We start from the raw sequence: 17878 nt of genomic DNA on the forward strand, positions 1-17878 counted from the left end.
GCCTAGATCAAATCCCAAGTCAATGCGGTCCCCTTGGCGGCGTCCACCCGGAACGTCCGCCCAAGCACGTTCACGATCTCCGCCGGAGCGAGCCCGCCGGCCGGGCGGATCGAGCGGACGTTCTGCGCCGTAACCGGATCCCCGGCCCGAACGTCCTCCACCACGTACAGCGAACGCCGCAGCCGCAGCCCTTCTTTCTCGCTCTCGCGCGGGCCCAGCACCGGCGAACCGAGCGCTTCCCACGCCCGATGGGTCTCCGTCACCAACGCGGCCAATTCCGCCGGCTCCAGCGAAAACTCCGAGTCCACCCCGCCGTCGCTGCGCGCGAGCGTCACGTGCTTCTCGATCGCCACCGCGCCCAACGCGACCGCGGCGACCGGCGCGCCAAGACCCGGGGTGTGGTCCGACAAGCCGACCAGCGTCCCGGTAAGCCCGGCCAGCAACGGCAAACCGCGCAGATTGCTTTCCGTCGGCGACGCCGGGTAACTCGCCGTGCAGCCGAGCACGATCAGCTGGTCGTTGCCTGCCGAACGAGCCGTGCGGACGGCCGCGTCGATCTCCGCGACGTTCGCCATTCCGGTCGAAATCACCAGCGGTTTGCCGGTGCGCGCGCACAGTTCGATCAGCGGCAGGTCGACGATCTCCGACGAGGCGATCTTGTACGCCGGTGCGTCCAGCGACTCCAGCAGCTCCACCGCGGTCGGGTCGAACGGGCTGGAGAACACTTCCAGGCCGCGTTCGCGGGCGCGAGCGAAGATCGGCTCGTGCCATTCCCAAGGCGTGTGGGCCTTTTCGTACAGTTTGTACAGATTTTCCCCGCCCCACAGGGAATGCCCGTCGCCGATCCGGAACGCCGGGCCGTCGACGTCGACGGTGATCGTGTCCGGACGGTAGGTCTGCAGTTTCACCGCGTGCGCGCCGGAGTCGGCGATCGCGTCCACGATGGCCAGTGCGCGGTCCAGGTCGCCGTTGTGGTTGCCGGACATCTCCGCGATCACGAACGGCGGCTGCGCCGGGCCGAGCAGGTGCTTGCCGATGCGGACTTCGGACATGGGTGGCGTCCTTCCGGTGGGGGTCAGTGCAGAGTCTTGCGCAGCCGGCGGAAGCCGTCGGCGGGGGGCGCGACCTCCAGGTAACCAGCCCGCTCGAACAACGCCGCCGACGCCGCGTTCTCCTCGTGCACCGCGGCCAGCACGGCCACCGCGTCCGTCCGAGCAGCCAGGGTCTGCTCGCCCGCGTCGAGCACGGGCCGCGCCAGACCGCGGCCACGGCTTTCCGGAGCGAGCGTGATGCTTACCTCCCACTCGCGGTCGCCCTCGTCGTCGAACCGCACCGTGCCCACCGGCTTCCCGGCTTCCTCCAGCACGAGCAGGATCCGGCCGGACGCCGCGAGCACGCCGCGCAGCCAGCGCAGGTGACTGTCCAGATCGATCACGCCGGCAGACCGCGACGCCTGCCGGGTCGCCGGGTCGTTGCGCCAGGCCAGCAACAGCTCAGCATCGGCCTCGGTCGCGTCGCGGGCGATGACGGACGTCACTGCGCAGGCGTGAGTTTCGCGTTCTCGAGACGGCTCAACCGCTCCTCGTACCGGGCCATCCCGGCCAGCCGGACGCGGATCTGCGCGTGCTGCCGCTGGATCTCCTCGACCAGCGAACGCGCTTCGAGAGCGCCGGCGTCGTCCGTGCGCGGAGCCATCGCGAGCTTCTCCCGGAGCGTCTCCAGCTGCTCTTCCTGCGCGGCGACGTGCGGGATCATCCGGTCCAGTTCACCGCGGATCCAGCGGAGGTCGCCGAGCGCGGTGTCCAGCTTCTCGTCGGTCTCGGCGAGCCGGCGGCGGTGGTCGACCGTGCAGTGCTCGAGCTCGTCGATGCGGGTCTCGAAGTCCTGGAGCACGTCGCGCGTCCGCTCCTCGACGCGATAATCGACGATCCGGGCGATCCGGGAGCCGAACAGGTTTCTGAACTTGGTGAAGGGCATGGCGGGAGTTCCTTCGACGAGTGCCGGTGGGCTTCAGCGGAGCAAAGTGGTGGTGCCGGTGCGGGTCCACGACTCCAGCAGCCTGCCCTCGGCGGCGATCTGGTGCTCCGGTCCCACGATGCACGAATCCCCGGCAGCGTGTTCCCACGAGGTCTGCTCCGGGTTGTCGATGAACGAGAACCCGGTGAGCACCAGCTGCGCCTCGGGGAACGAGGTGCGGGCGATCCAGGCCGCGAGCGTACCCGTGGTCGACCAGGTGGGTTCGGTGCGCGTCGGCAGGCCGAGCGCGTCCGACAGCGGCAGCACGACGTCGCGGTTCGACACCGGGACGAACCCGAGGTCCGAGGGCCACCAGCCGGGCAGCGCCTCCGGCTCCCAGTGCAGGCGACCGGGCTCGACCAGCAGATACAGCCGGGAGCGGTAGTCGCGGAACACGTGCCGGGTGGCGCGCACGGCCCGGTTGAAGACGACCGTGTGCACCTTGCGGCCGGTGATGTCCGGTCCGTCCGGTTCGTCGACAACGAACCCGTTGACCCGAATGACCAGGTCGCAGTCGTCCACCGCCTTGGCGCGGGCCGGGTCCGGCTCCAGCGGCTGGTTGCCGACCACGGCGACCGAACGCGGGTCCGGCCGGTCCGCATACGCCGAAAGAAGGTCGACCATGAGGCTCGCCGCACCGAGAGCAGCAGTCATAAGGGAAGAAACTACCAGGACACCAGGAGACACCTGGCTCGTATCGCCCGCATCCGCACAGCGGCCGCCGTGCGGTCGGGCTGGGGCGAGCCGAGGCCGGTGCGTCCCATCGGTACCCTCGTCCACGTGCATGCCACCAGCACGGTTCACGCAGCCGAACCCGATGTCTCGACTCCGGTTCCACCGTCGTCGGACAGCAAGACGTTCGGGCGTGCGATCGACGACATCAAGACCGGTTTGGCCTCCCGCGAGCTGTGGACCCACCTCGGCTGGCAGGACATCAAGCAGCGGTACCGGCGGTCCATCATCGGGCCGTTCTGGATCACCATCAGCCAGGGTGTCATCGCGCTCGGCCTCGGCCTGCTGTACTCGCAGCTGTTCCGGACGCCGATCGAGGTGTTCCTGCCCTACCTCTCCACCGGCTTCATCATCTGGGGCTTCATCCAGGGCTGCCTCACCGAAGGCATGGAAACGTTCATCGCGAACGAGGGGCTGATCAAACAGGTCCCCGCGCCGATCAGCGTGTACGTGCTGCGCACGATCTGGCGGCAGACGCTGCTGCTGGCGCACAACATGATCGTCTACGTCGTGCTGCTGATCATTTTCTTCTCGGCGCTCGATTCCCCGTATTCGCTCGGGTCGAAAAACGGCGCGTGCGTACCGGACAAGTTCTGCCACCCCGGCCTGAGCTGGAACATTTTCCTCGCCATTCCCGGGTTCATGCTGCTCGCGCTCACCGCGGGCTGGGCGGCGCTGCTGCTCGGCATCATCTCGACGCGTTTCCGCGACATTCCGCAGCTGATCAACTCGCTGATCCAGCTGATGTTCTACGGCACCCCGATCGTCTGGCCGGTCGACCAGCTGCTGTCCGGCGGCCCGCGGGACGGCGCGTCGTGGGCGCTGCCGATCATCAAGCTGAACCCGCTTTATCACTACATGCAGGTGGTGCGGTCGCCGCTCATCGGACAGGCGGTGAGCTGGACCAGCTGGGTCGTGGTCGGCGGGCTCACCGTGGTCGGGTGGGCGCTCGCCCTCGTCGCCATGCGCAATTACCGGTCTCGCGTCTCGTATTGGGTGTGACAGATGGTCAGCATTGACGTCCACAACGCGTACGTGGACTTCCCGATTTTCGACGCGAAGACGCGTTCGATGAAAAAGCGCGTGCTCGGCAAGGTCGGCGGCAAGATCAGCTCCGACCAGAAGGTGCCGATCATCGAGGCGCTGCACGACGTGTCGATCAGCCTCCGCGAGGGCGACCGGGTCGGTCTCGTCGGGCACAACGGCGCGGGCAAGTCCACGCTGCTGCGGCTGCTCGCCGGGATCTACGAGCCGACCCGCGGATCGTCGCGGATCGTCGGCCGGATCGCGCCGGTGTTCGACCTCGGCATCGGCATGGACCCGGAGATCTCCGGCATCGAGAACATCCTGATCCGCGGCCTGTTCCTCGGCATGAGCGCCAAGGAGATGGAGAAGCGGGTCGACGACATCGCGGAGTTCACCGAACTCGGCGACTACCTGCAGATGCCGCTGCGGACGTACTCCACCGGCATGCGGGTGCGGCTCGCGCTCGGCGTGGTGACCTCGATCGACCCGGAGATCCTGATCCTCGACGAGGGCATCGGCGCGGTCGACGCGGCGTTCCTCAACAAGGCCCGCGACCGGCTCAAGGACCTGGTCAAGCGCTCCGGCATCCTGGTGTTCGCGAACCACTCCGACGAGTTCCTGATGGAGCTGTGCGACACCGCGATCTGGATGGACGAGGGCCACGTCAAGAAGCAGGGTTCGCTGCGCGAGGTGCTCACCCAGTACAAGGGCCGCGACCCGTTCGAGAACATGAGCCAGGAAGGTCTCGAGCGCCTCGGCATCGAGCCCGCGACCACGACGAACGGCGGGGAATGATGACCGGCGAGACGCGAGAGCTGCCCGAGGGCGCCGTCGTCGGCGTGGTGGTCACGCGGCACCGGCGCGAGCTGCTCGCGGACTCGCTGAAAGTCATCGCCGCCCAGACCCGGCCGGTCGACCACCTCGTGGTGGTGGACAACGGGCCGGACAAGTCCGCGCGGGACGTGGTGGAGGCCTACCCGCTGCCGTACACGTACCTGCCGTCGCACCGGAACCTCGGCGGCGCCGGCGGTTTCGCGCTCGGCATGCTGCACGCGCTGTCGCTCGGCGCGGACTGGGTGTGGCTCGCCGACGACGACGGCCGCCCCGCGGACGAGCACGTGCTCGAGATCCTGCTCGAGGAAGCCGAAAAGCGCGGGCTCGCCGAGATTTCCCCGGTGGTGGCCAACATCGACGCCCCGGCGAAACTGGCGTTCCCGCTGCGCCGCGGCCTCACCTGGAAGCGCTCGTCGGCCGAACTGGGCACGGACTTCCTGCCCGGCATCGCGTCGCTGATGAACGGCGCGCTGTTCCGTTCGTCCACTTTGGACGTCACCGGTGTGCCCGACCTGCGCCTGTTCTTCCGCGGCGACGAGGTGGAACTGCACCGCCGCCTCGTGCGGTCCGGCCTGCCGTTCGGCACGTCGCTGCGCACGACCTACCTGCACCCCGACGGCTCGGACGAGTTCAAGCCGATGCTGGGCGGGAAATTCCACGCGCAGGACCCGGAGAACGAGGTCAAGCGGTACTACACGTACCGCAACCGCGGGTATTTGCTGTCCCAGCCGGGAATGCGGAAGATCGGGGCGCTGGAGGTGTTGCGCTTCGGGCTGTATTTCGTGGGCGTGAAGCGGGACCCGAAGGCGTTCTTGCAGTGGCTGAAGCTGGTGCGACAGGGGCGCGCGGAGAAGTTTTACCGGTACTGAGCCGGTCAGTCCGTTGTGGACAGTGCGCTGACCCCACCGTCCACAACGGACTCCCGAGTTATTCCCCGATCACCGGCGGCGCGGAGCGATGTCCGCCGCCGAACACCTCGTCGTCGTCCTCGATTTCCATCACGAACGCGGGCTGGTTGAGGCTTTCGTCGTACGGGCGGGCTCCGAAGCCCATGCCCGGCCGGGCCGGAGCGCCGCCCATTCCCCCGGCCGCGACATCGGCCGCTCCCGGCTCCATCGCGCCGTCGCCGGGGCCGAACGAGCCACCGCCGCGGCCGACCTTGCTCTGGTGTTCCTCGTCGGCGCCGAACCCTCCGCCGCCTCCGCCCATCGGCATGCCGCCCATCGGCATCGCGCCCATTCCGGCGGACCCGGCGTTGCCGCCGCCTGCAGCGGCCTGTGCCGCGGCCGGGGCGTAACCGGCAGCGGTGGTCGAGCCCGAACTGTCCGGCATCGGCTGATGCACCGCACCGGTGAACTGGCTCGGGCCGCTGACCGTCGGAGCGCTGGCCGCCGCGTGCCCGGCCGCGGCACCGCCGCCGGCGTCCGTCGCCGAACCGACGGTGGAGGTAGCGGGCGCCGGGCTGGCCGGAGGAGCGTCCGCGTGCCCGGCCGGAGGAGCGGCGTCGTGGTGCGGCCCCGTCGGCATCGCCACCGCGGCGCCGCCACCAGCCGCGACACCGAACTTGGGCGGGTGCGCGAACGCCGGCTGCTTCGACCCTGTCTCGTGCAGCGAAGCGTCGTACTTCGACATCGTTTCCGCGGCCTGTTCGTGCGCGGAACGGCTGTCCTGCTGTTTCTTCAGCGTCGCGTCGATCTCATTGCTCATTTCGAGCGGACTCGCGTGCGACCATTTGTCGAATTCCTCAGACCAGTCGAACGGGACCGCGTCCGGCATCGAGTGCTTCGCCACCTGCGCGGCGGACGCCTGTTCCTCGACGATCTGCGCGGCCAGTTTCGCATTCTGGCCATTCGCCTCGGCCCATTCGGCGAGGCTCACGAAATACGCCTGCGCACCGGCCGCGGCCTCGCCGCTCCACGCGTGCGCGGCCTTCTTGACGGCCTCGCCCAGCTGCGTCGCGAAATCCTCGAAAGCCTTCTGCACCTCGGTGTACGCGTGCGAAACCGAGGAAACCTGCTCCACGTCGAGATTCGTCTCGACGTACGACTTCAGCTGCTGATGCGGGTGCCCGAGGTAGTCGGCGTCCGACGGCGCGAGCCCCGGCTGCGGCGTGCTCATTCGGTGCTGCCCTTCACGGTGCGGTGGGAGTCGATGGCCTGGCTCTCGTTCTCGGTGTAGACCCCGCCGGCGCGCGCGAGGGCCTCGTCGGCCTCCTTCAGGATCCGGCCGAACTGGTCCAGCACGTCCAGCGCCGCCCCGGGCGCGTCGGCGCCGCTCTTGCGGTCGTGCTCGGCCACGGTGTGCCCGTACGGGTGGCTGCCGAGCTTCGGCGCGGTCGTCAGCGCCTGTGTCTGCGGCTTGAGCCGTTCGAGGCGCGTGACCATGTCGGTGAGCGCTTTGCGCAGGTCACCGAGTGCGTCGCCGTCGATGCTGAACCCGCCGGCTTTCGCGGTGCCGGCCAGCTTGTGCGTTTCGGCCGCGGCTTCGGCGATGCCCTTGGCGTTTAGCCCGCCTGCCGCCAGCGGATCAGTGCTCATGCGCCGGAGTTTACCGACGCGAGCCGCTCCGGTCAGGCGTTTGCCGAATAGCCTTCAAGCTGGGTGAACAGTTGTTGGGCCAGACGGGCATTGTCCGCCGGGGCGTAGGTGAGCCAGCGGTTGCCGTCGCTGGAATCGCGCGTGCTGAGCAGGTAGCGGCCGAGTTCGGTGTCGAACCACGCGAGCGACGGCAGCGCCCGCTCGTGGCCGTTGCCGTCGCTGACGTACGGCGTGAACTGGCCGACCGCCAGCCGCGGCTTCTCGAAGATCCGCTGGACAGCCCTGAGCTGCGGATTGTGCGTGCGCGGGCCGCTGACGCCGGCGAACGGGTCGTAGGCGTCGCCCCGCACCGGCTGCTTCGACGGCCGCGCGACGGTCACCGACTGCCCCGCCGCGGCGGGCGTGAGCGGCAGCAGGTCGACGATCGCCGGGACGATGCCGGTCGGGCGGACCTCCTCGAAGGTGAACATCCCGTCCCGCTGGCAGACGAGCACCGCGAACTGGCCGTTGGACGCCACCCGCGCGAACAGCTGCTCGTCGCCGAGCTTGGCCGCCGCGGACACCGCGAGGCCGGGCCGGGCGAACGTGGCGAGCGCGATCTGGACGTCGTCGTCGACCGTCCCGCGCCGCAGCAGGCCGCGGCTGTCGAGGTCGCGGAAGACGGCGTCGCGCACCGCGGCGCGTTCCTCGCCGGTGATGCCGATGTGCGGCACCACGAACGGCACCGGCGCGCGGCCGAGGCCGAGTTCCGCCAGCAGGAGATCAACCGCTGCCGGTGACAGCGTCAACGTGTACGGCACGACCCACCCCTAAATCCGGTCTCTCCCCGGCGAAACCGTAGTCCACTCCGCACTGTCGCGGCCATCGGCGCCAAGGGCGCGTCATCCGGAGCGCGGTGTTCGGATTCCGTTCAGGAAGTAAGCGGTGCGCCGGTCGTAGGCGGCCCGGGGAGGCCGTTCGCCGTGTTTGAGGGCGAGGGCGGTGTCGACGACGAAGGCGTGCAGGTCGCCCGCCGTGAACTCCGGCCGCACCGCACCGGACGCCCGCGCCGCCGCGACGAGTTCTTCGTTGGCCTCGCTCCCGACCCGGCAGATCTCCATCAGCTGCGGCGAGTTCGGATAGGTCTGCAGCAGGACGTCGTTGACGGCGGGCTGGCGGTACTGGAGATCGCGCAGCTCGGTGAGGTAGCAGCCGATCCGCTCGCCGATGTCGTCGATGGTCCGCATGCGGTCGATGACCGCGAACAGCTCGGTCGCGACGACCTCTTCGACGACCGCCTCGATCAGCCCGATCCGACCGCCGAACCGGTTGAAGATCGTGGCTTTGCTGACTCCCGCCGCCTCGGCGACCTCCTCCAGCGGGACCGTCAGGCCGCGGCCTTGGAAGGCACCGATCGCAGCGGTTCGGATCTGCTCGGAATTGCGCCTGGCGTCGGCGCGCAGCCGGGATTCCGCGGGCACCGCGACCTCGTCTCTCAGCGTAAGTTGACTACCTTGGTCAGCTTACCTAAAGTCGGCGGCTGAAGAAGTTGACCCGGGTAGTCAACTTACACCCCGAGGAAGAGACCAGGAAAAATGATCGTTGTCACCGGCGCTACCGGCGGGCTGGGCAGTGCCACCGTCGAGCACCTCCTCAAGCGCCTACCCGCCGGCCAGATCGGCGTCAGCGTCCGCGACACCGCCAAGGCGCGGCACTTCGCCGACCGCGGCGTCCGCGTACGGCAGGGTTCCTACGAGGATCCGGGCGACTCTTTCGCCGGTGCCGAGCAGGTCCTGCTGATCTCCGGCAACGACCCCTCCGCTGACCTGGTCGGCCTGCACAGACGCGCCATCGACGCGGCCGTCGCGGCCGGTGCCCGGCGGATCCTCTACACGAGCCAGCACGGCGCCGCCCCCGGCAACCCGTACCGGCCGTCGGACCTCCACCTCGCCACCGAGGCGATCCTCGGCGACTCCGGAGTCGCCTGGACCGCGCTGCGCAACGGTGCTTACGGCCCGCTCGACCAGGTGCTCGGCCCGTGGCAGCGGACCGGCGAGATCGCGCAGCCGGCAGACGGCCCCGTCCCGTACACCGACCGCGCGGACATCGCCGAGGCCACCGCGGCCCTCCTCGCCGGCGACCGCTCCGTCGACGGCCCCGTCACCCTCGCCGCTCCGACCGCCGTCGCTTTCGACGATTTCGCCAAGATCGCTTCCGGCCTCACCGGTCGCACCGTCAATCGCGTCGTCCTGGACGACGAACAATGGGTTGCCGAACAGATCGCGAGCGGTGTCCCGGAGCCGATGGCCCGGTTCATGCTCACCTGGTATCAGGCCACCAGGGCCGGTTATTTCGCCGAATCGGGTCCGTTGCTGACTGAGCTTCTCGGCCGCGAGCCGCGCACTGTCGCGGACCGGCTCGCTGAAACCGCCTGACGCCCTTCCGCTCTGAGCGGATCCGCTGTCGGCGAACCGCTCTTGCCGCCGATGATCACCCGCTGCTGCCATGGAGGCATGGCAGATCCCAAACCAGCACTGGTCCTGCACCTCTCGGCAGGCGGAGAGCCGCTGATCTTCCCGCTCACCGCCGACAGTTCCGAGACAGTCCAGGAAAAGCTCCCCGACCTCCTCAAACACGGCGGCGTCCACTCGCTCGAAACCCGGGACGGCAACGCTGTTTCCGTGAATTTCGTCCACGTGGCAGCCGCTTATGTCGACGATCTGAGCCGAAAGGGCAAATTCGGCCTGTCCGTTTAGCGACGGGCGAGTTCGAGCAGCCCGGCGCGGATCTCCGGTCTGCTCGCGGCCACGAGCAGGAACGTCGCCTCGCGCACCAGCCGTCCGGCGTGCGCCCCGGCCAGCACCGCGCGGCTGCCCGTCGCGGCGGCGAGCGCGCCCGCTGACCGGTACGCCAGGTCGGCCCCGGCCGCGCGGGCGGCCGGGAGCATGGCCGGGTCGGCGAGACCAGCGTTGAGCCGACGCCGGATTTCGTCCTGTTCGGAACGCAACGCCGTCGCTGTTTCCTTCTCCCCTGCCGCCTCGATCAAAGTGGCGCAACGCTCGGCCAATCCGAGTGGCGCGCACCCGTTGAGCCGCGCCGCGAACGTATTGCCTGCCACGAATTTGTCGTGGCTGACCTTGGCGAAAGCCGATTCGTCGGGAATGAAGTGGTTGTCGAGCTTCAGCCGTACCGTCGCGGTGCCTTGCGCGGCCATGAGCGTCAACGGCTCGGCGACCAGGCTGTGCCCGACAATCGGCGACACCAGGGCATTGACCACCGTGTCGCCTTCGCGACCGGACAGCTGCAGCAGGTCGATCGCGTCCCATCCGCTCACGAACGGCGCTTCGCCGTCGAACCGATAGCCGCCGTCGACCCGCTCAACCCGCACCCTCGGCGGCGTCGGGATCACGCCCGCGTACGCGACTCCGGCGCGCAGCCGTCCGCTGATCAGGTCCGGCAAATACCGCTCGCGCAGGTCTTCCCGGTCCGTCGCGGCCAGCCCGGCGACGAGACCGTGGTGCTGCAGCCAGGTGAACGCCGTGCTCAGGCACCCGCCGGCCAGCGCTTCGAGCACGCCGACCAGTTGATCGAGGTCGACCCCGGAATCCGGCGCGGCGAGACCGTAGAAGCCTTCCTCGGCGAGCGCGTCGAAATGCGACCGCGGCACCACGCCCAGCCGGTCCACCTCGGCGGCCGCGGGAAACAACAGGTCGTCGGCGAGAGCGCGCGCACGGGAAACCAGGTCGGCCATGAAACCAAGCTACCCAAAAAGACAAAAAGGGCGTCTCGCCGAACGCGAGACGCCCTTCTTGAACCAGCTCAGAAAATCACAGCTCGTAAAGCCGCTTCCAGTTGTCGCGCGAGGTCAGTTCCGGCATGGCGCGCTTGTACTGCTCCTGCACGCCCGCGCCTTCCTTGCGCAGCCGGTTGATCACCTTCGCGCCGCGCTTGGCCAGGTCGAACATCTTGACCTTGTCGTAGGTGCGCACGCGCACGCCTTCCTGCGACGCGTCGGTGACCACGGCGGTGTCGAACAGCGCGATGTGCCACCAGTGCGCCTCGTCGATCGGCACCGCGCCGAGCCCGAAGCGGCTGCGGCCGAGCACCTTGTCGAGGATGCGCTTGATCAGCACGAGCCGCTGCATGCTCGGCCGCGGCGCGCTGTTGATGATGCCGATGTCGTTGGACGCGATGCCCGGCACGTCAGTGGCCTTGTGCCGCTTGGTCTCCGGGTAGGCGTCGCGGATCCGGCGGATCTCCTTCATCGCCTCGACGCCGCCGTCGCGCAGGACCTCCGGGCCCTCCAGGAAGTCCTCGACCGCCTTGATCAGCGTCGCGGACAGGCCGTACTGCATGCCGAGCAGGTAGCGCACCAGCTGCGCCATCAGCACGCGCGAGAGCAGGTTCAGGTTGAACGGCGAGTGCAGCGCGGCGGTGATGATCGAGTTGCGCAGGTTGAAGTACCGGTGCCACTCGTCCCAGTCCTTCCAGTGGAAGTCCGCGTGCCACACGCCGGCGCCCGGGAGGGTCACCGTGGGGAAGCCGTATTCGCGGGCGCGGTAGGAGTACTCCGCGTCGTCCCACTGGAAGAAGAACGGCAGCGGGTAGCCGATCGCCTTGACGACCTCGTACGGGATCAGGCACGACCACCAGCCGTTGTACCCGGCGTCGAGGCGGCGTTCCTGGCGGTTCGGGTTGCCGTCCTCGTCGACGCCGAGCAGGTCCGCGGTGGACAGCGAGTGCTGCACCGGCTGTCCCGGCTCCAGCGTGTTCAGCCGGGCGTACTCGGCGCCGACGTGCAGCTGGTTCGGGTGCAGCAGGTTGAGCATCTGGCCGCCGACGATGATCGGGTTGGCCGAGCGGTTGGAGAACGCCGTCATGCGCACGACGAGGTCCGGCTCGAGCAGCACGTCGTCGTCCATGAACAGCACGTTCGCGTGTTCGGTGGCGGTGTGCCCGGCCACCTCGTACAGGCCGCGGGTGAAGCCGCCCGCGCCGCCGAGGTTCGGCTGCTTGATGTAGTGCAGCTTCTCGCCGAGGTCCTTCGCGACCTGCTCGAAGCCCTCGCGGGATTCGACGAGGTCGGTGCCCTGGTCGGCGACGTAGATGGCGTCGAGGGTGTCCAGCGAGGACACGTCCGCGGCGAGCGCCTGGAGGTTCTTCAGGCAGTCGTCGGCGCGGTTCATCGTGCAGATGGTGACCGCGGTCGGGCGGATCGTCTCCGGCGCGTCGACGGTCCAGCGGACCTGCTCGACCCGCAGCGTCTGGCCGCCCTCGGTCTCGAGGTCGAGCCACAGCGCGCCGCCGTCGTAGAACTTGTCCAGCTTGCCGGTCAGCTCGACCTTGGCGCCCTTCGCGCCGGAGACCTGCTCCGCGTCGACCACGCGCGGGTCGCCGAGCATGTCGGAAGCGCCGAGCGACAGCAGCCCGTCGCCGGTGACGACGGCTTCGAGCTTCACCTCGGCCGCCGTGGTCCAGCGCTGCCAGTAGCTCGCCGGGAAGCGGCCGAAGTAGGTGTTGCCGGTGACCTTCGCGGACGGCTCCAGCGTCACGCTGCCGCGATCGCGCTGGGCGTTGCCCTGCACGACCTCGGCGTACATGTCCTTGCTGACGATGGGAGCCGGCCCGGCGTACAGCCCGCGCTGGGCCGTGAGCCTGCCTTCGGGGGCGTGTTCGGCGAACCGCGTCTGGCCTGCGGGGGCCGCCTCCGCGACCGGGGCTGCTTTACCGGGCATCGAACTCAGTTCTCCTTTACCGGCCGTACACGGAACACGACCCACTTGAGCATCACGAAATTGATCACGGTGGCCGTCCCCTGGGACACGACCCAGGCGAGAGTGGCCTTCCACGCCATCTCCGGCAGCACGTTCAGCATGAGCCGATTCACGCCGATCGTCACGAAAAAGGTCACCGCGTACAGCAGAACGAACCCGCCGACCTGGGCGTTCCCCTCGCGCTTGCCCGCAGCGAAGGTGAAGCGCCGGTTCAAGAAGAACGCGGTGGTCGTGCCCACGACGAAACTGATCGCGCGCGCGATGTCCACCCACGGCGTGGCGTCCATGCCGACCGCTCGCAACAGCGAGTACGTGCCCAGGTCGAGCAGCGCGCAGAAGCCGCCGATCAGGGCGAAGCGGATCAGCTGGCCCAGCAGTCCGGGGCCCCCGGGCGCCTGCTGCGCTTGGTCACTCTGCGGTTCTGTAGCCACCACTTGGAATACCTTCTCGGCCTATTGCGTCAGTGTCCGTATTACCCACTTCGACGCTCGGACGCTTGTGCCTTGATGCGCAAAGTGTAGAAGCGGGCACTTCAGGGTCACGTTCCGGGCGGTGTTCGGCGTGGCTACCCTGGTCCGCGTGACCCAAGCACCCGAGACACAGCGCCGCACGCTCACCGGCTGGGGCCGCACCGCCGGGACCGTCGCCGACGTGCTGAGCACGCGCGACGTCGACGCTATCGCCCGCGCCGTCGCCTCCGCAGGCCCGCGCGGGGTCATCGCCCGCGGCCTCGGCCGGTCCTACGGCGACCCGGCGCAGAACGCGGGCGGCCTGGTCGTCGACATGACCGTGCTCGACCGCATCCACTCGATCGACCCGGACTCCGGCCTCGTCGACCTCGACGCGGGCGTCAGCCTCGACAAGCTGATGCGCGAGGCGCTGCCGTACGGCCTGTGGGTCCCGGTCCTGCCGGGCACCCGCCAGGTGACGATCGGCGGCGCGATCGCCAACGACATCCACGGCAAGAACCACCACTCGGCGGGCAGCTTCGGCAACCACGTGGTGTCGATGGACCTGCTCACCGCCGACGGATCCGTGCGCACGCTCACCCCGGAGGGCCCGGATTCGGAGCTGTTCTGGGCGACGGTGGCGGGGATCGGGCTCACCGGGATCATCGTCCGCGCGACGGTGCGGATGAAGAAGACGGAAACGGCGTACTTCTACGTGGACGCCGACCGCACCTCGAACCTCGACGAGACCCTCGGGCTCTTCACCGATGGTTCGGACCTCAACTACGACTACTCGATGGCGGTGCCGGACCTGATCTCGTCCGACAGCCGCCTCGGCCGCGCCACGTTCTCCCGCGGTTCGCTCGCCACGCTCGACCAGCTGCCGCCGAAGCTGCGCAACGACCCGCTGCGCTTCGACGCGCCGCAGCTGCTGACGCTGCCCGACGTGTTCCCCAGCGGGCTGGTCAACAAGCTGACCTCGACCATGATGGGCAACTTGTGGCAGCAGACCGTGCCCAAGAAGGGCGCGCGCGGCAAGATCCAGAACCTCACGCAGTTCTACCACCCGCTCGACATGCTGAGCGAGTGGAACCGCGGCTACGGCAGCAAGGGCTTCCTGCAGTACCAGTTCTCCGTGCCGTTCGGCGCGGAAGACCAGCTCAAGGGCATCTGCCGAGCCATCTCGCGGTCCGGGCACTACTCGTTCCTGAACGTGTTCAAGCGGATGGGCGACGCGAACCCGGCTCCGATGTCCTGGCCGACGCCGGGCTGGATGCTGAGCGTCGATTTCCCGATCAAGAACGGGCTCAGCCGGTTCTGCGAGGAAATGGACGAGATGGTCCTTGACGCGAACGGCCGCCTCTACACCGCGAAGGACTCGCGCACCTCGCCCGAGACCTTCGCGAAGATGTACCCGCGGCTGGAGGAGTGGCGCAAGGTGCGCGCTTCCGTTGACCCCGAAGGCGTTTTCGCCTCTGACATGAGCCGGAGGCTCGCACTGTGATCGACGCGGTCGGTAACCCCCAGTCCCTGCTGCTGCTCGGCGGCACGTCCGACATCGCGCTGGCGATCGCGGAGAAGTACCTCGCGGAGAAGCCGCTGCGGGTCGTGCTGGCCGGTCGTCCTTCGCCGCGGCTGGAGGAAGCCGCGCAGCGCCTGAAGGATCTCGGCGGCGAAGTGTCCACTGTGGCCTTTGACGCGAAGGACCTGGCGTCGCACCCGAAGGTGCTGGACGAGGCCTTCGCCGGCGGCGACATCGACGTCGCGGTGGTCGCGTTCGGTCTGCTCGGCGAGGCCGAGGAGCTGTGGCAGGACCACGGCAAGGCCGTTGAACTGGCGACGGTCAACTACACCGCCGCGGTGTCGGTCGGCGTGGCGCTGTCGGAGAAGCTGAAGGCCCAGGGCCACGGCAAGGTCATCGCGCTGTCGTCGGTGGCGGGCGAGCGGGTCCGCCGGTCGAACTTCGTGTACGGCTCGACCAAGGCCGGTTTCGACGGCTTCTACCTCGGCCTCGGCGAGGCGCTCGCGCCGCACGGCGTGCAGGTGACCGTCGTCCGGTCGGGCCAGGTCAAGACCAAGATGACCGCCGGGATGAAGGACGCTCCGCTGACCCGGACCGCCGAGCAGGTCGCCGACGTCGCGGTCGAGGCCGCGCGCAAGGGCAAGGACCTCGTCTGGTCGCCGTCGGAGTTCCGGCTGGTGATGTCGATCCTGCGGCACGTGCCGCGGCCGATCTTCCGCAAGCTCCCGGTCTGACGTTTTCGCGGCCCGGCCTCCACCGTTCGGTGGATGCCGGGCTGACCAGCTCGACGATGCCCTGACGGCGCCCGCGCGCCGAGACTCGGGGCATGGGGAACGAATTCCGCTCGTCGCTGGCCGCGCTGCTGATCGACCTCGGCGCGCCAGTCGGCGGCTACTACCTGCTCCGGGCCTTCGACGTCCCGCCCGTGTGGGCGTTGCTGCTCAGCGGCCTGCCACCCGCGCTGCGCGTGCTGTACACGCTGGTCACCCGGCGTCGCGTGGACGGGATCGGCCTGCTCGTCCTGATGTTCCTCGCCGTCGGCTTGGCCACCACCCTGATGACCGGCGACGCCCGGCTGATGCTCGTGCGCGGTGCCTGGTTCAGCACGCTGGCCGGGGTCTGGCTGCTCGCGAGCCTGGTCGTCGGCCAGTATCCGACGACGTATCAGGCGGCCCGCGCCCTGCTGCCCGGCCGCGGCTCCCGGCTGGACTCGGCGTGGGAGGCCCGTCCGTCGTTCCGCCGGGCGTGGCGGGCACTGACCGTGGTGTGGGGCGTCGGCAGCTTGGTCCACAGTGGACTGAGCATCGGGATGGCGTACACGCTGCCGGTCGACGACGTCCCCGCACTCGACGCCGGGCTTTCGATCGCGTTCTTCGTCGGACTGCAGGTGATCACGCAGATTCTGCTGTTCCGCGAAGGCACGCTGCGTCAGGTGATGCGTCCGTCTACAGTGGACTGATCCTCGGACGGCGGGCGCAGGCCGTCCACCAGCCGAGCCGGATTTACCCCGAGACCGTCGGCGAATTTGAGCAGGTTGTGCAGATTGATGTTGCGCAGCCCGCGTTCGACCTGGCTCACGAACGTCCAGTGCACTCCGGCCAGTTCGGCCAGCTGTTCCTGGCTCAGCCCCGCGTCGGTGCGGAATTCGCGCACGCGTTCGCCGATGATGCGAGTCGCGGCGGAGAGCGGAGGCTTGGCCATCGTCGGTTAATCACACACGTCTACCGCCGCCAAGGCCAGAGCAAGAATGATCAGAGCATTCATGCCTATAGCGTCTGCGTCTAGTCATCGGCGGCTTTTTCGCAATTGCTACCTGTTCTCAATTGCAGACACCAACACCACGCGGGTAATCAATCGGCTACCGTGCTAATGGCGATTGGAAGAAGGGGGCGCGGGTGGACGTCGAGCAACCGGTGACCCTGCCCGTCGAAGCACTCTCGGCCGTCTGGGACATGCTCGACCTCGGCGAACAGCATCCGATGCTGCGCGCGAGAAGAGTCTGGGTCAAAACCGGCGCACACCGCGAACTTCACGCCGCAACCGTCACTCTCCTCGCCCGGCTCGGTCTCGCGGACAACGACGCGCCGTCCGCGTATTTGCGCACCACTCTGCGAGTACTCGCCGACGCCGAGCGCGAGTACTTCGCCTGGTCGGCATTACGCGGCGGAATCCAGCGAACCGTCATAGTCGCGCAACGAGAAGAAGCCGCGATTCTGGTATCCGCGCAGGACGGCCTGATAGAAATCCGGCCGGCCGCCCCGACTCGGCTGGCCACGACACTTTTCGACAAGCTTCCGCAAATCCCCGGCGCGCCCGTGCGGTCCGTTTCGGTCACGTCCGCGGCCGACTCGGCCCCCGACCCGTTCGACGAGACCAACAGCCACGAATATCTCGCCTCGACCCTGAACCAGCCCGCCGACGCCACGCACGAGCTCTATGTCGCTCGCCGCGCGAACGGCCGGCACCTCACCGGCGGCCCGATTCTTGCCGCAGATGTGAAATCCGGCCGAATTCTCACCTACCGGACGACCGACGGTCGGACCGAACTCATCCCCGGCACCCCGCGAGCGATCGTGAAGATCCTGAACGACACCTTCGCCGCGCTTTAGCCCAGCACGACCGGACAATGCGGATTCGGTGCCTCCGCCAATTCGATCATCGCCTCCAGCCGCTCACGAGTGCGTTCGAGACCGGAGATGTATTCGTCCAGCCGGGCTTTCTCCGCGCGCAGCCGATCGCGCGACTCCGGCGTACTGACGCCCGCGTGCAGGCACGGCATCAACTCGCGGATAGTCGCGCTGGACAGCCCGGCCGCGTAAAGCTGCTGGATCAGCCCGACCCACGACACCGCGTCCTCGCCGTACCGGCGCTGCCCGCCGGACGTGCGCGTCGACTCCAGCAGCCCCTGCTGCTCGTAGTAGCGCAGCGAACGCACGCTGACCCCGGCGCGCTCCGCCACCTCGCCGATCCGCATCTTCGAACCTCCGCAGAGTGATCCGCACAACAAAC

General features: G+C 68.6%; 22 protein-coding genes. 9 read left to right on the forward strand and 13 right to left on the reverse strand.

The features are described 5' to 3' along the window. Window positions 1–2: 2 nt before the first annotated feature. Genes pseI through ACZ7OI_RS01330 form a run of 4 tightly spaced genes read right to left on the reverse strand, consistent with a single transcriptional unit; the run spans window position 3 to window position 2640 of the window. The gene (pseI, locus tag ACZ7OI_RS01315; RefSeq protein WP_470262253.1) at window positions 3–1052 is read right to left on the reverse strand and encodes a pseudaminic acid synthase; all 1050 of its coding nucleotides are present in this window, start codon (window positions 1050–1052) and stop codon (window positions 3–5) included. A gap of 23 nt (window positions 1053–1075) precedes the next feature. Then, on the reverse strand, window positions 1076–1537 hold the full coding sequence (locus ACZ7OI_RS01320; RefSeq protein ID WP_470262254.1) for a GNAT family N-acetyltransferase: 462 nt from the start codon (window positions 1535–1537) through the stop codon (window positions 1076–1078). Beyond that, on the reverse strand, window positions 1534–1977 hold the full coding sequence (locus tag ACZ7OI_RS01325) for a hypothetical protein (RefSeq protein ID WP_470262255.1): 444 nt from the start codon (window positions 1975–1977) through the stop codon (window positions 1534–1536). The genes ACZ7OI_RS01320 and ACZ7OI_RS01325 overlap by 4 nt, the downstream gene beginning before the upstream one ends. A gap of 33 nt (window positions 1978–2010) precedes the next feature. After that, entirely contained in the window at window positions 2011–2640 is a 630-nt protein-coding gene (locus tag ACZ7OI_RS01330) for a hypothetical protein (RefSeq protein ID WP_370940605.1), read from the reverse strand. A gap of 156 nt (window positions 2641–2796) precedes the next feature. Between ACZ7OI_RS01330 and wzm the strand changes: the two genes are divergently transcribed. From wzm to glfT1, 3 genes are read left to right on the forward strand one after another with little or no spacing between them, the layout of a single operon-like run. Next, window positions 2797–3750: a galactan export ABC transporter permease subunit Wzm/RfbD gene (wzm, locus tag ACZ7OI_RS01335; protein WP_470262256.1), complete on the forward strand. Its 954-nt coding sequence runs from the start codon at window positions 2797–2799 to the stop codon at window positions 3748–3750. A 3-nt stretch (window positions 3751–3753) separates the two neighbouring features. Further along, window positions 3754–4569: a galactan export ABC transporter ATP-binding subunit Wzt/RfbE gene (gene wzt / locus ACZ7OI_RS01340; protein ID WP_470262257.1), complete on the forward strand. Its 816-nt coding sequence runs from the start codon at window positions 3754–3756 to the stop codon at window positions 4567–4569. Next, window positions 4569–5477: a galactofuranosyltransferase GlfT1 gene (gene glfT1 / locus ACZ7OI_RS01345; protein WP_470263417.1), complete on the forward strand. Its 909-nt coding sequence runs from the start codon at window positions 4569–4571 to the stop codon at window positions 5475–5477. Before wzt ends, glfT1 begins: the two co-directional genes overlap by 1 nt. A 58-nt stretch (window positions 5478–5535) precedes the next feature. On the opposite strand, the gene ACZ7OI_RS01350 is transcribed toward glfT1, so the two are convergent. The 4 genes from ACZ7OI_RS01350 to ACZ7OI_RS01365 form a co-directional block, all read right to left on the reverse strand. Then, the gene (locus ACZ7OI_RS01350) at window positions 5536–6726 is read right to left on the reverse strand and encodes a hypothetical protein (RefSeq protein WP_470262258.1); all 1191 of its coding nucleotides are present in this window, start codon (window positions 6724–6726) and stop codon (window positions 5536–5538) included. Beyond that, complete coding sequence (locus ACZ7OI_RS01355) at window positions 6723–7145, reverse strand: hypothetical protein (RefSeq protein WP_116200765.1); 423 nt, start codon at window positions 7143–7145, stop codon at window positions 6723–6725. The genes ACZ7OI_RS01350 and ACZ7OI_RS01355 overlap by 4 nt, the downstream gene beginning before the upstream one ends. Before the next feature lie 32 nt (window positions 7146–7177). Continuing rightward, on the reverse strand, window positions 7178–7945 hold the full coding sequence (locus tag ACZ7OI_RS01360; protein ID WP_470262259.1) for an ESX secretion-associated protein EspG: 768 nt from the start codon (window positions 7943–7945) through the stop codon (window positions 7178–7180). A gap of 81 nt (window positions 7946–8026) precedes the next feature. Beyond that, the gene (locus ACZ7OI_RS01365) at window positions 8027–8605 is read right to left on the reverse strand and encodes a TetR/AcrR family transcriptional regulator (protein ID WP_470262260.1); all 579 of its coding nucleotides are present in this window, start codon (window positions 8603–8605) and stop codon (window positions 8027–8029) included. Window positions 8606–8719: 114 nt separating this feature from the next. Between ACZ7OI_RS01365 and ACZ7OI_RS01370 the strand changes: the two genes are divergently transcribed. Together ACZ7OI_RS01370 and ACZ7OI_RS01375 are read left to right on the forward strand one after the other, a co-directional pair. Beyond that, complete coding sequence (locus ACZ7OI_RS01370) at window positions 8720–9559, forward strand: NAD(P)H-binding protein (RefSeq protein WP_470262261.1); 840 nt, start codon at window positions 8720–8722, stop codon at window positions 9557–9559. A gap of 78 nt (window positions 9560–9637) precedes the next feature. Then, entirely contained in the window at window positions 9638–9880 is a 243-nt protein-coding gene (locus ACZ7OI_RS01375) for a hypothetical protein (protein WP_470262262.1), read from the forward strand. On the opposite strand, the gene ACZ7OI_RS01380 is transcribed toward ACZ7OI_RS01375, so the two are convergent. From ACZ7OI_RS01380 to ACZ7OI_RS01390, 3 genes are all read right to left on the reverse strand, one after another. After that, window positions 9877–10875, reverse strand: a complete 999-nt coding sequence (locus ACZ7OI_RS01380; RefSeq protein WP_470262263.1) for an acyl-CoA dehydrogenase family protein — start codon at window positions 10873–10875, stop codon at window positions 9877–9879. The two genes, ACZ7OI_RS01375 and ACZ7OI_RS01380, sit on opposite strands and share 4 nt — an antisense overlap. Before the next feature lie 76 nt (window positions 10876–10951). Then, window positions 10952–12859, reverse strand: a complete 1908-nt coding sequence (locus ACZ7OI_RS01385) for a glycosyltransferase (protein WP_470262264.1) — start codon at window positions 12857–12859, stop codon at window positions 10952–10954. Between the two features lie 5 nt (window positions 12860–12864). Then, window positions 12865–13332, reverse strand: a complete 468-nt coding sequence (locus ACZ7OI_RS01390) for a GtrA family protein (protein WP_470262265.1) — start codon at window positions 13330–13332, stop codon at window positions 12865–12867. A gap of 145 nt (window positions 13333–13477) precedes the next feature. On the opposite strand from ACZ7OI_RS01390, the gene ACZ7OI_RS01395 reads away from it, so the two are divergent. From ACZ7OI_RS01395 to ACZ7OI_RS01405, 3 genes are all read left to right on the forward strand, one after another. After that, complete coding sequence (locus ACZ7OI_RS01395; protein ID WP_470262266.1) at window positions 13478–14851, forward strand: FAD-binding protein; 1374 nt, start codon at window positions 13478–13480, stop codon at window positions 14849–14851. Next, window positions 14848–15603 carry a decaprenylphospho-beta-D-erythro-pentofuranosid-2-ulose 2-reductase gene (locus ACZ7OI_RS01400; protein WP_470262267.1) on the forward strand — a complete coding sequence of 252 codons (756 nt, stop codon included), beginning with the start codon at window positions 14848–14850 and terminating at the stop codon, window positions 15601–15603. The genes ACZ7OI_RS01395 and ACZ7OI_RS01400 overlap by 4 nt, the downstream gene beginning before the upstream one ends. A 92-nt stretch (window positions 15604–15695) precedes the next feature. Further along, a complete protein-coding gene (locus tag ACZ7OI_RS01405) occupies window positions 15696–16328 on the forward strand; it encodes a VC0807 family protein (RefSeq protein WP_470262268.1) in 633 nt (210 codons plus the stop codon). Here the strand turns inward: ACZ7OI_RS01405 and ACZ7OI_RS01410 are convergent. Then, a complete protein-coding gene (locus ACZ7OI_RS01410) occupies window positions 16298–16570 on the reverse strand; it encodes a helix-turn-helix domain-containing protein (RefSeq protein ID WP_470262269.1) in 273 nt (90 codons plus the stop codon). The genes ACZ7OI_RS01405 and ACZ7OI_RS01410 overlap by 31 nt on opposite strands. Before the next feature lie 194 nt (window positions 16571–16764). Here ACZ7OI_RS01410 and ACZ7OI_RS01415 point away from each other — a divergent pair, with 194 nt between their 5' ends. Next, on the forward strand, window positions 16765–17478 hold the full coding sequence (locus tag ACZ7OI_RS01415) for an ESX secretion-associated protein EspG (RefSeq protein ID WP_470262270.1): 714 nt from the start codon (window positions 16765–16767) through the stop codon (window positions 17476–17478). Here ACZ7OI_RS01415 and ACZ7OI_RS01420 read toward each other — a convergent pair. Then, window positions 17475–17843, reverse strand: a complete 369-nt coding sequence (locus ACZ7OI_RS01420) for a MerR family transcriptional regulator (RefSeq protein ID WP_470262271.1) — start codon at window positions 17841–17843, stop codon at window positions 17475–17477. The genes ACZ7OI_RS01415 and ACZ7OI_RS01420 overlap by 4 nt on opposite strands. Between the last annotated feature and the right edge of the window lie 35 nt (window positions 17844–17878).

It is taken from the genome of Amycolatopsis sp. NPDC114503, from assembly GCF_055633655.1.

Excerpts from the sequence above, each read along its gene's own strand:
- ACZ7OI_RS01410 (WP_470262269.1), bottom strand. The coding sequence starts at position 16,570 with ATGGCCAAGCCTCCGCTCTCCGCCGCGACTCGCATCATCGGCGAACGC.
- ACZ7OI_RS01380 (WP_470262263.1), bottom strand. The coding sequence starts at position 10,875 with ATGGCCGACCTGGTTTCCCGTGCGCGCGCTCTCGCCGACGACCTGTTG.
- ACZ7OI_RS01375 (WP_470262262.1), top strand. The coding sequence starts at position 9,638 with ATGGCAGATCCCAAACCAGCACTGGTCCTGCACCTCTCGGCAGGCGGA.
- wzt (WP_470262257.1), top strand. The coding sequence starts at position 3,754 with ATGGTCAGCATTGACGTCCACAACGCGTACGTGGACTTCCCGATTTTC.
- pseI (WP_470262253.1), bottom strand. The coding sequence starts at position 1,052 with ATGTCCGAAGTCCGCATCGGCAAGCACCTGCTCGGCCCGGCGCAGCCG.
- ACZ7OI_RS01405 (WP_470262268.1), top strand. The coding sequence starts at position 15,696 with ATGGGGAACGAATTCCGCTCGTCGCTGGCCGCGCTGCTGATCGACCTC.
- ACZ7OI_RS01330 (WP_370940605.1), bottom strand. The coding sequence starts at position 2,640 with ATGGTCGACCTTCTTTCGGCGTATGCGGACCGGCCGGACCCGCGTTCG.
- ACZ7OI_RS01385 (WP_470262264.1), bottom strand. The coding sequence starts at position 12,859 with ATGCCCGGTAAAGCAGCCCCGGTCGCGGAGGCGGCCCCCGCAGGCCAG.
- glfT1 (WP_470263417.1), top strand. The coding sequence starts at position 4,569 with ATGACCGGCGAGACGCGAGAGCTGCCCGAGGGCGCCGTCGTCGGCGTG.
- ACZ7OI_RS01355 (WP_116200765.1), bottom strand. The coding sequence starts at position 7,145 with ATGAGCACTGATCCGCTGGCGGCAGGCGGGCTAAACGCCAAGGGCATC.
- ACZ7OI_RS01370 (WP_470262261.1), top strand. The coding sequence starts at position 8,720 with ATGATCGTTGTCACCGGCGCTACCGGCGGGCTGGGCAGTGCCACCGTC.
- ACZ7OI_RS01420 (WP_470262271.1), bottom strand. The coding sequence starts at position 17,843 with ATGCGGATCGGCGAGGTGGCGGAGCGCGCCGGGGTCAGCGTGCGTTCG.
- ACZ7OI_RS01350 (WP_470262258.1), bottom strand. The coding sequence starts at position 6,726 with ATGAGCACGCCGCAGCCGGGGCTCGCGCCGTCGGACGCCGACTACCTC.
- ACZ7OI_RS01325 (WP_470262255.1), bottom strand. The coding sequence starts at position 1,977 with ATGCCCTTCACCAAGTTCAGAAACCTGTTCGGCTCCCGGATCGCCCGG.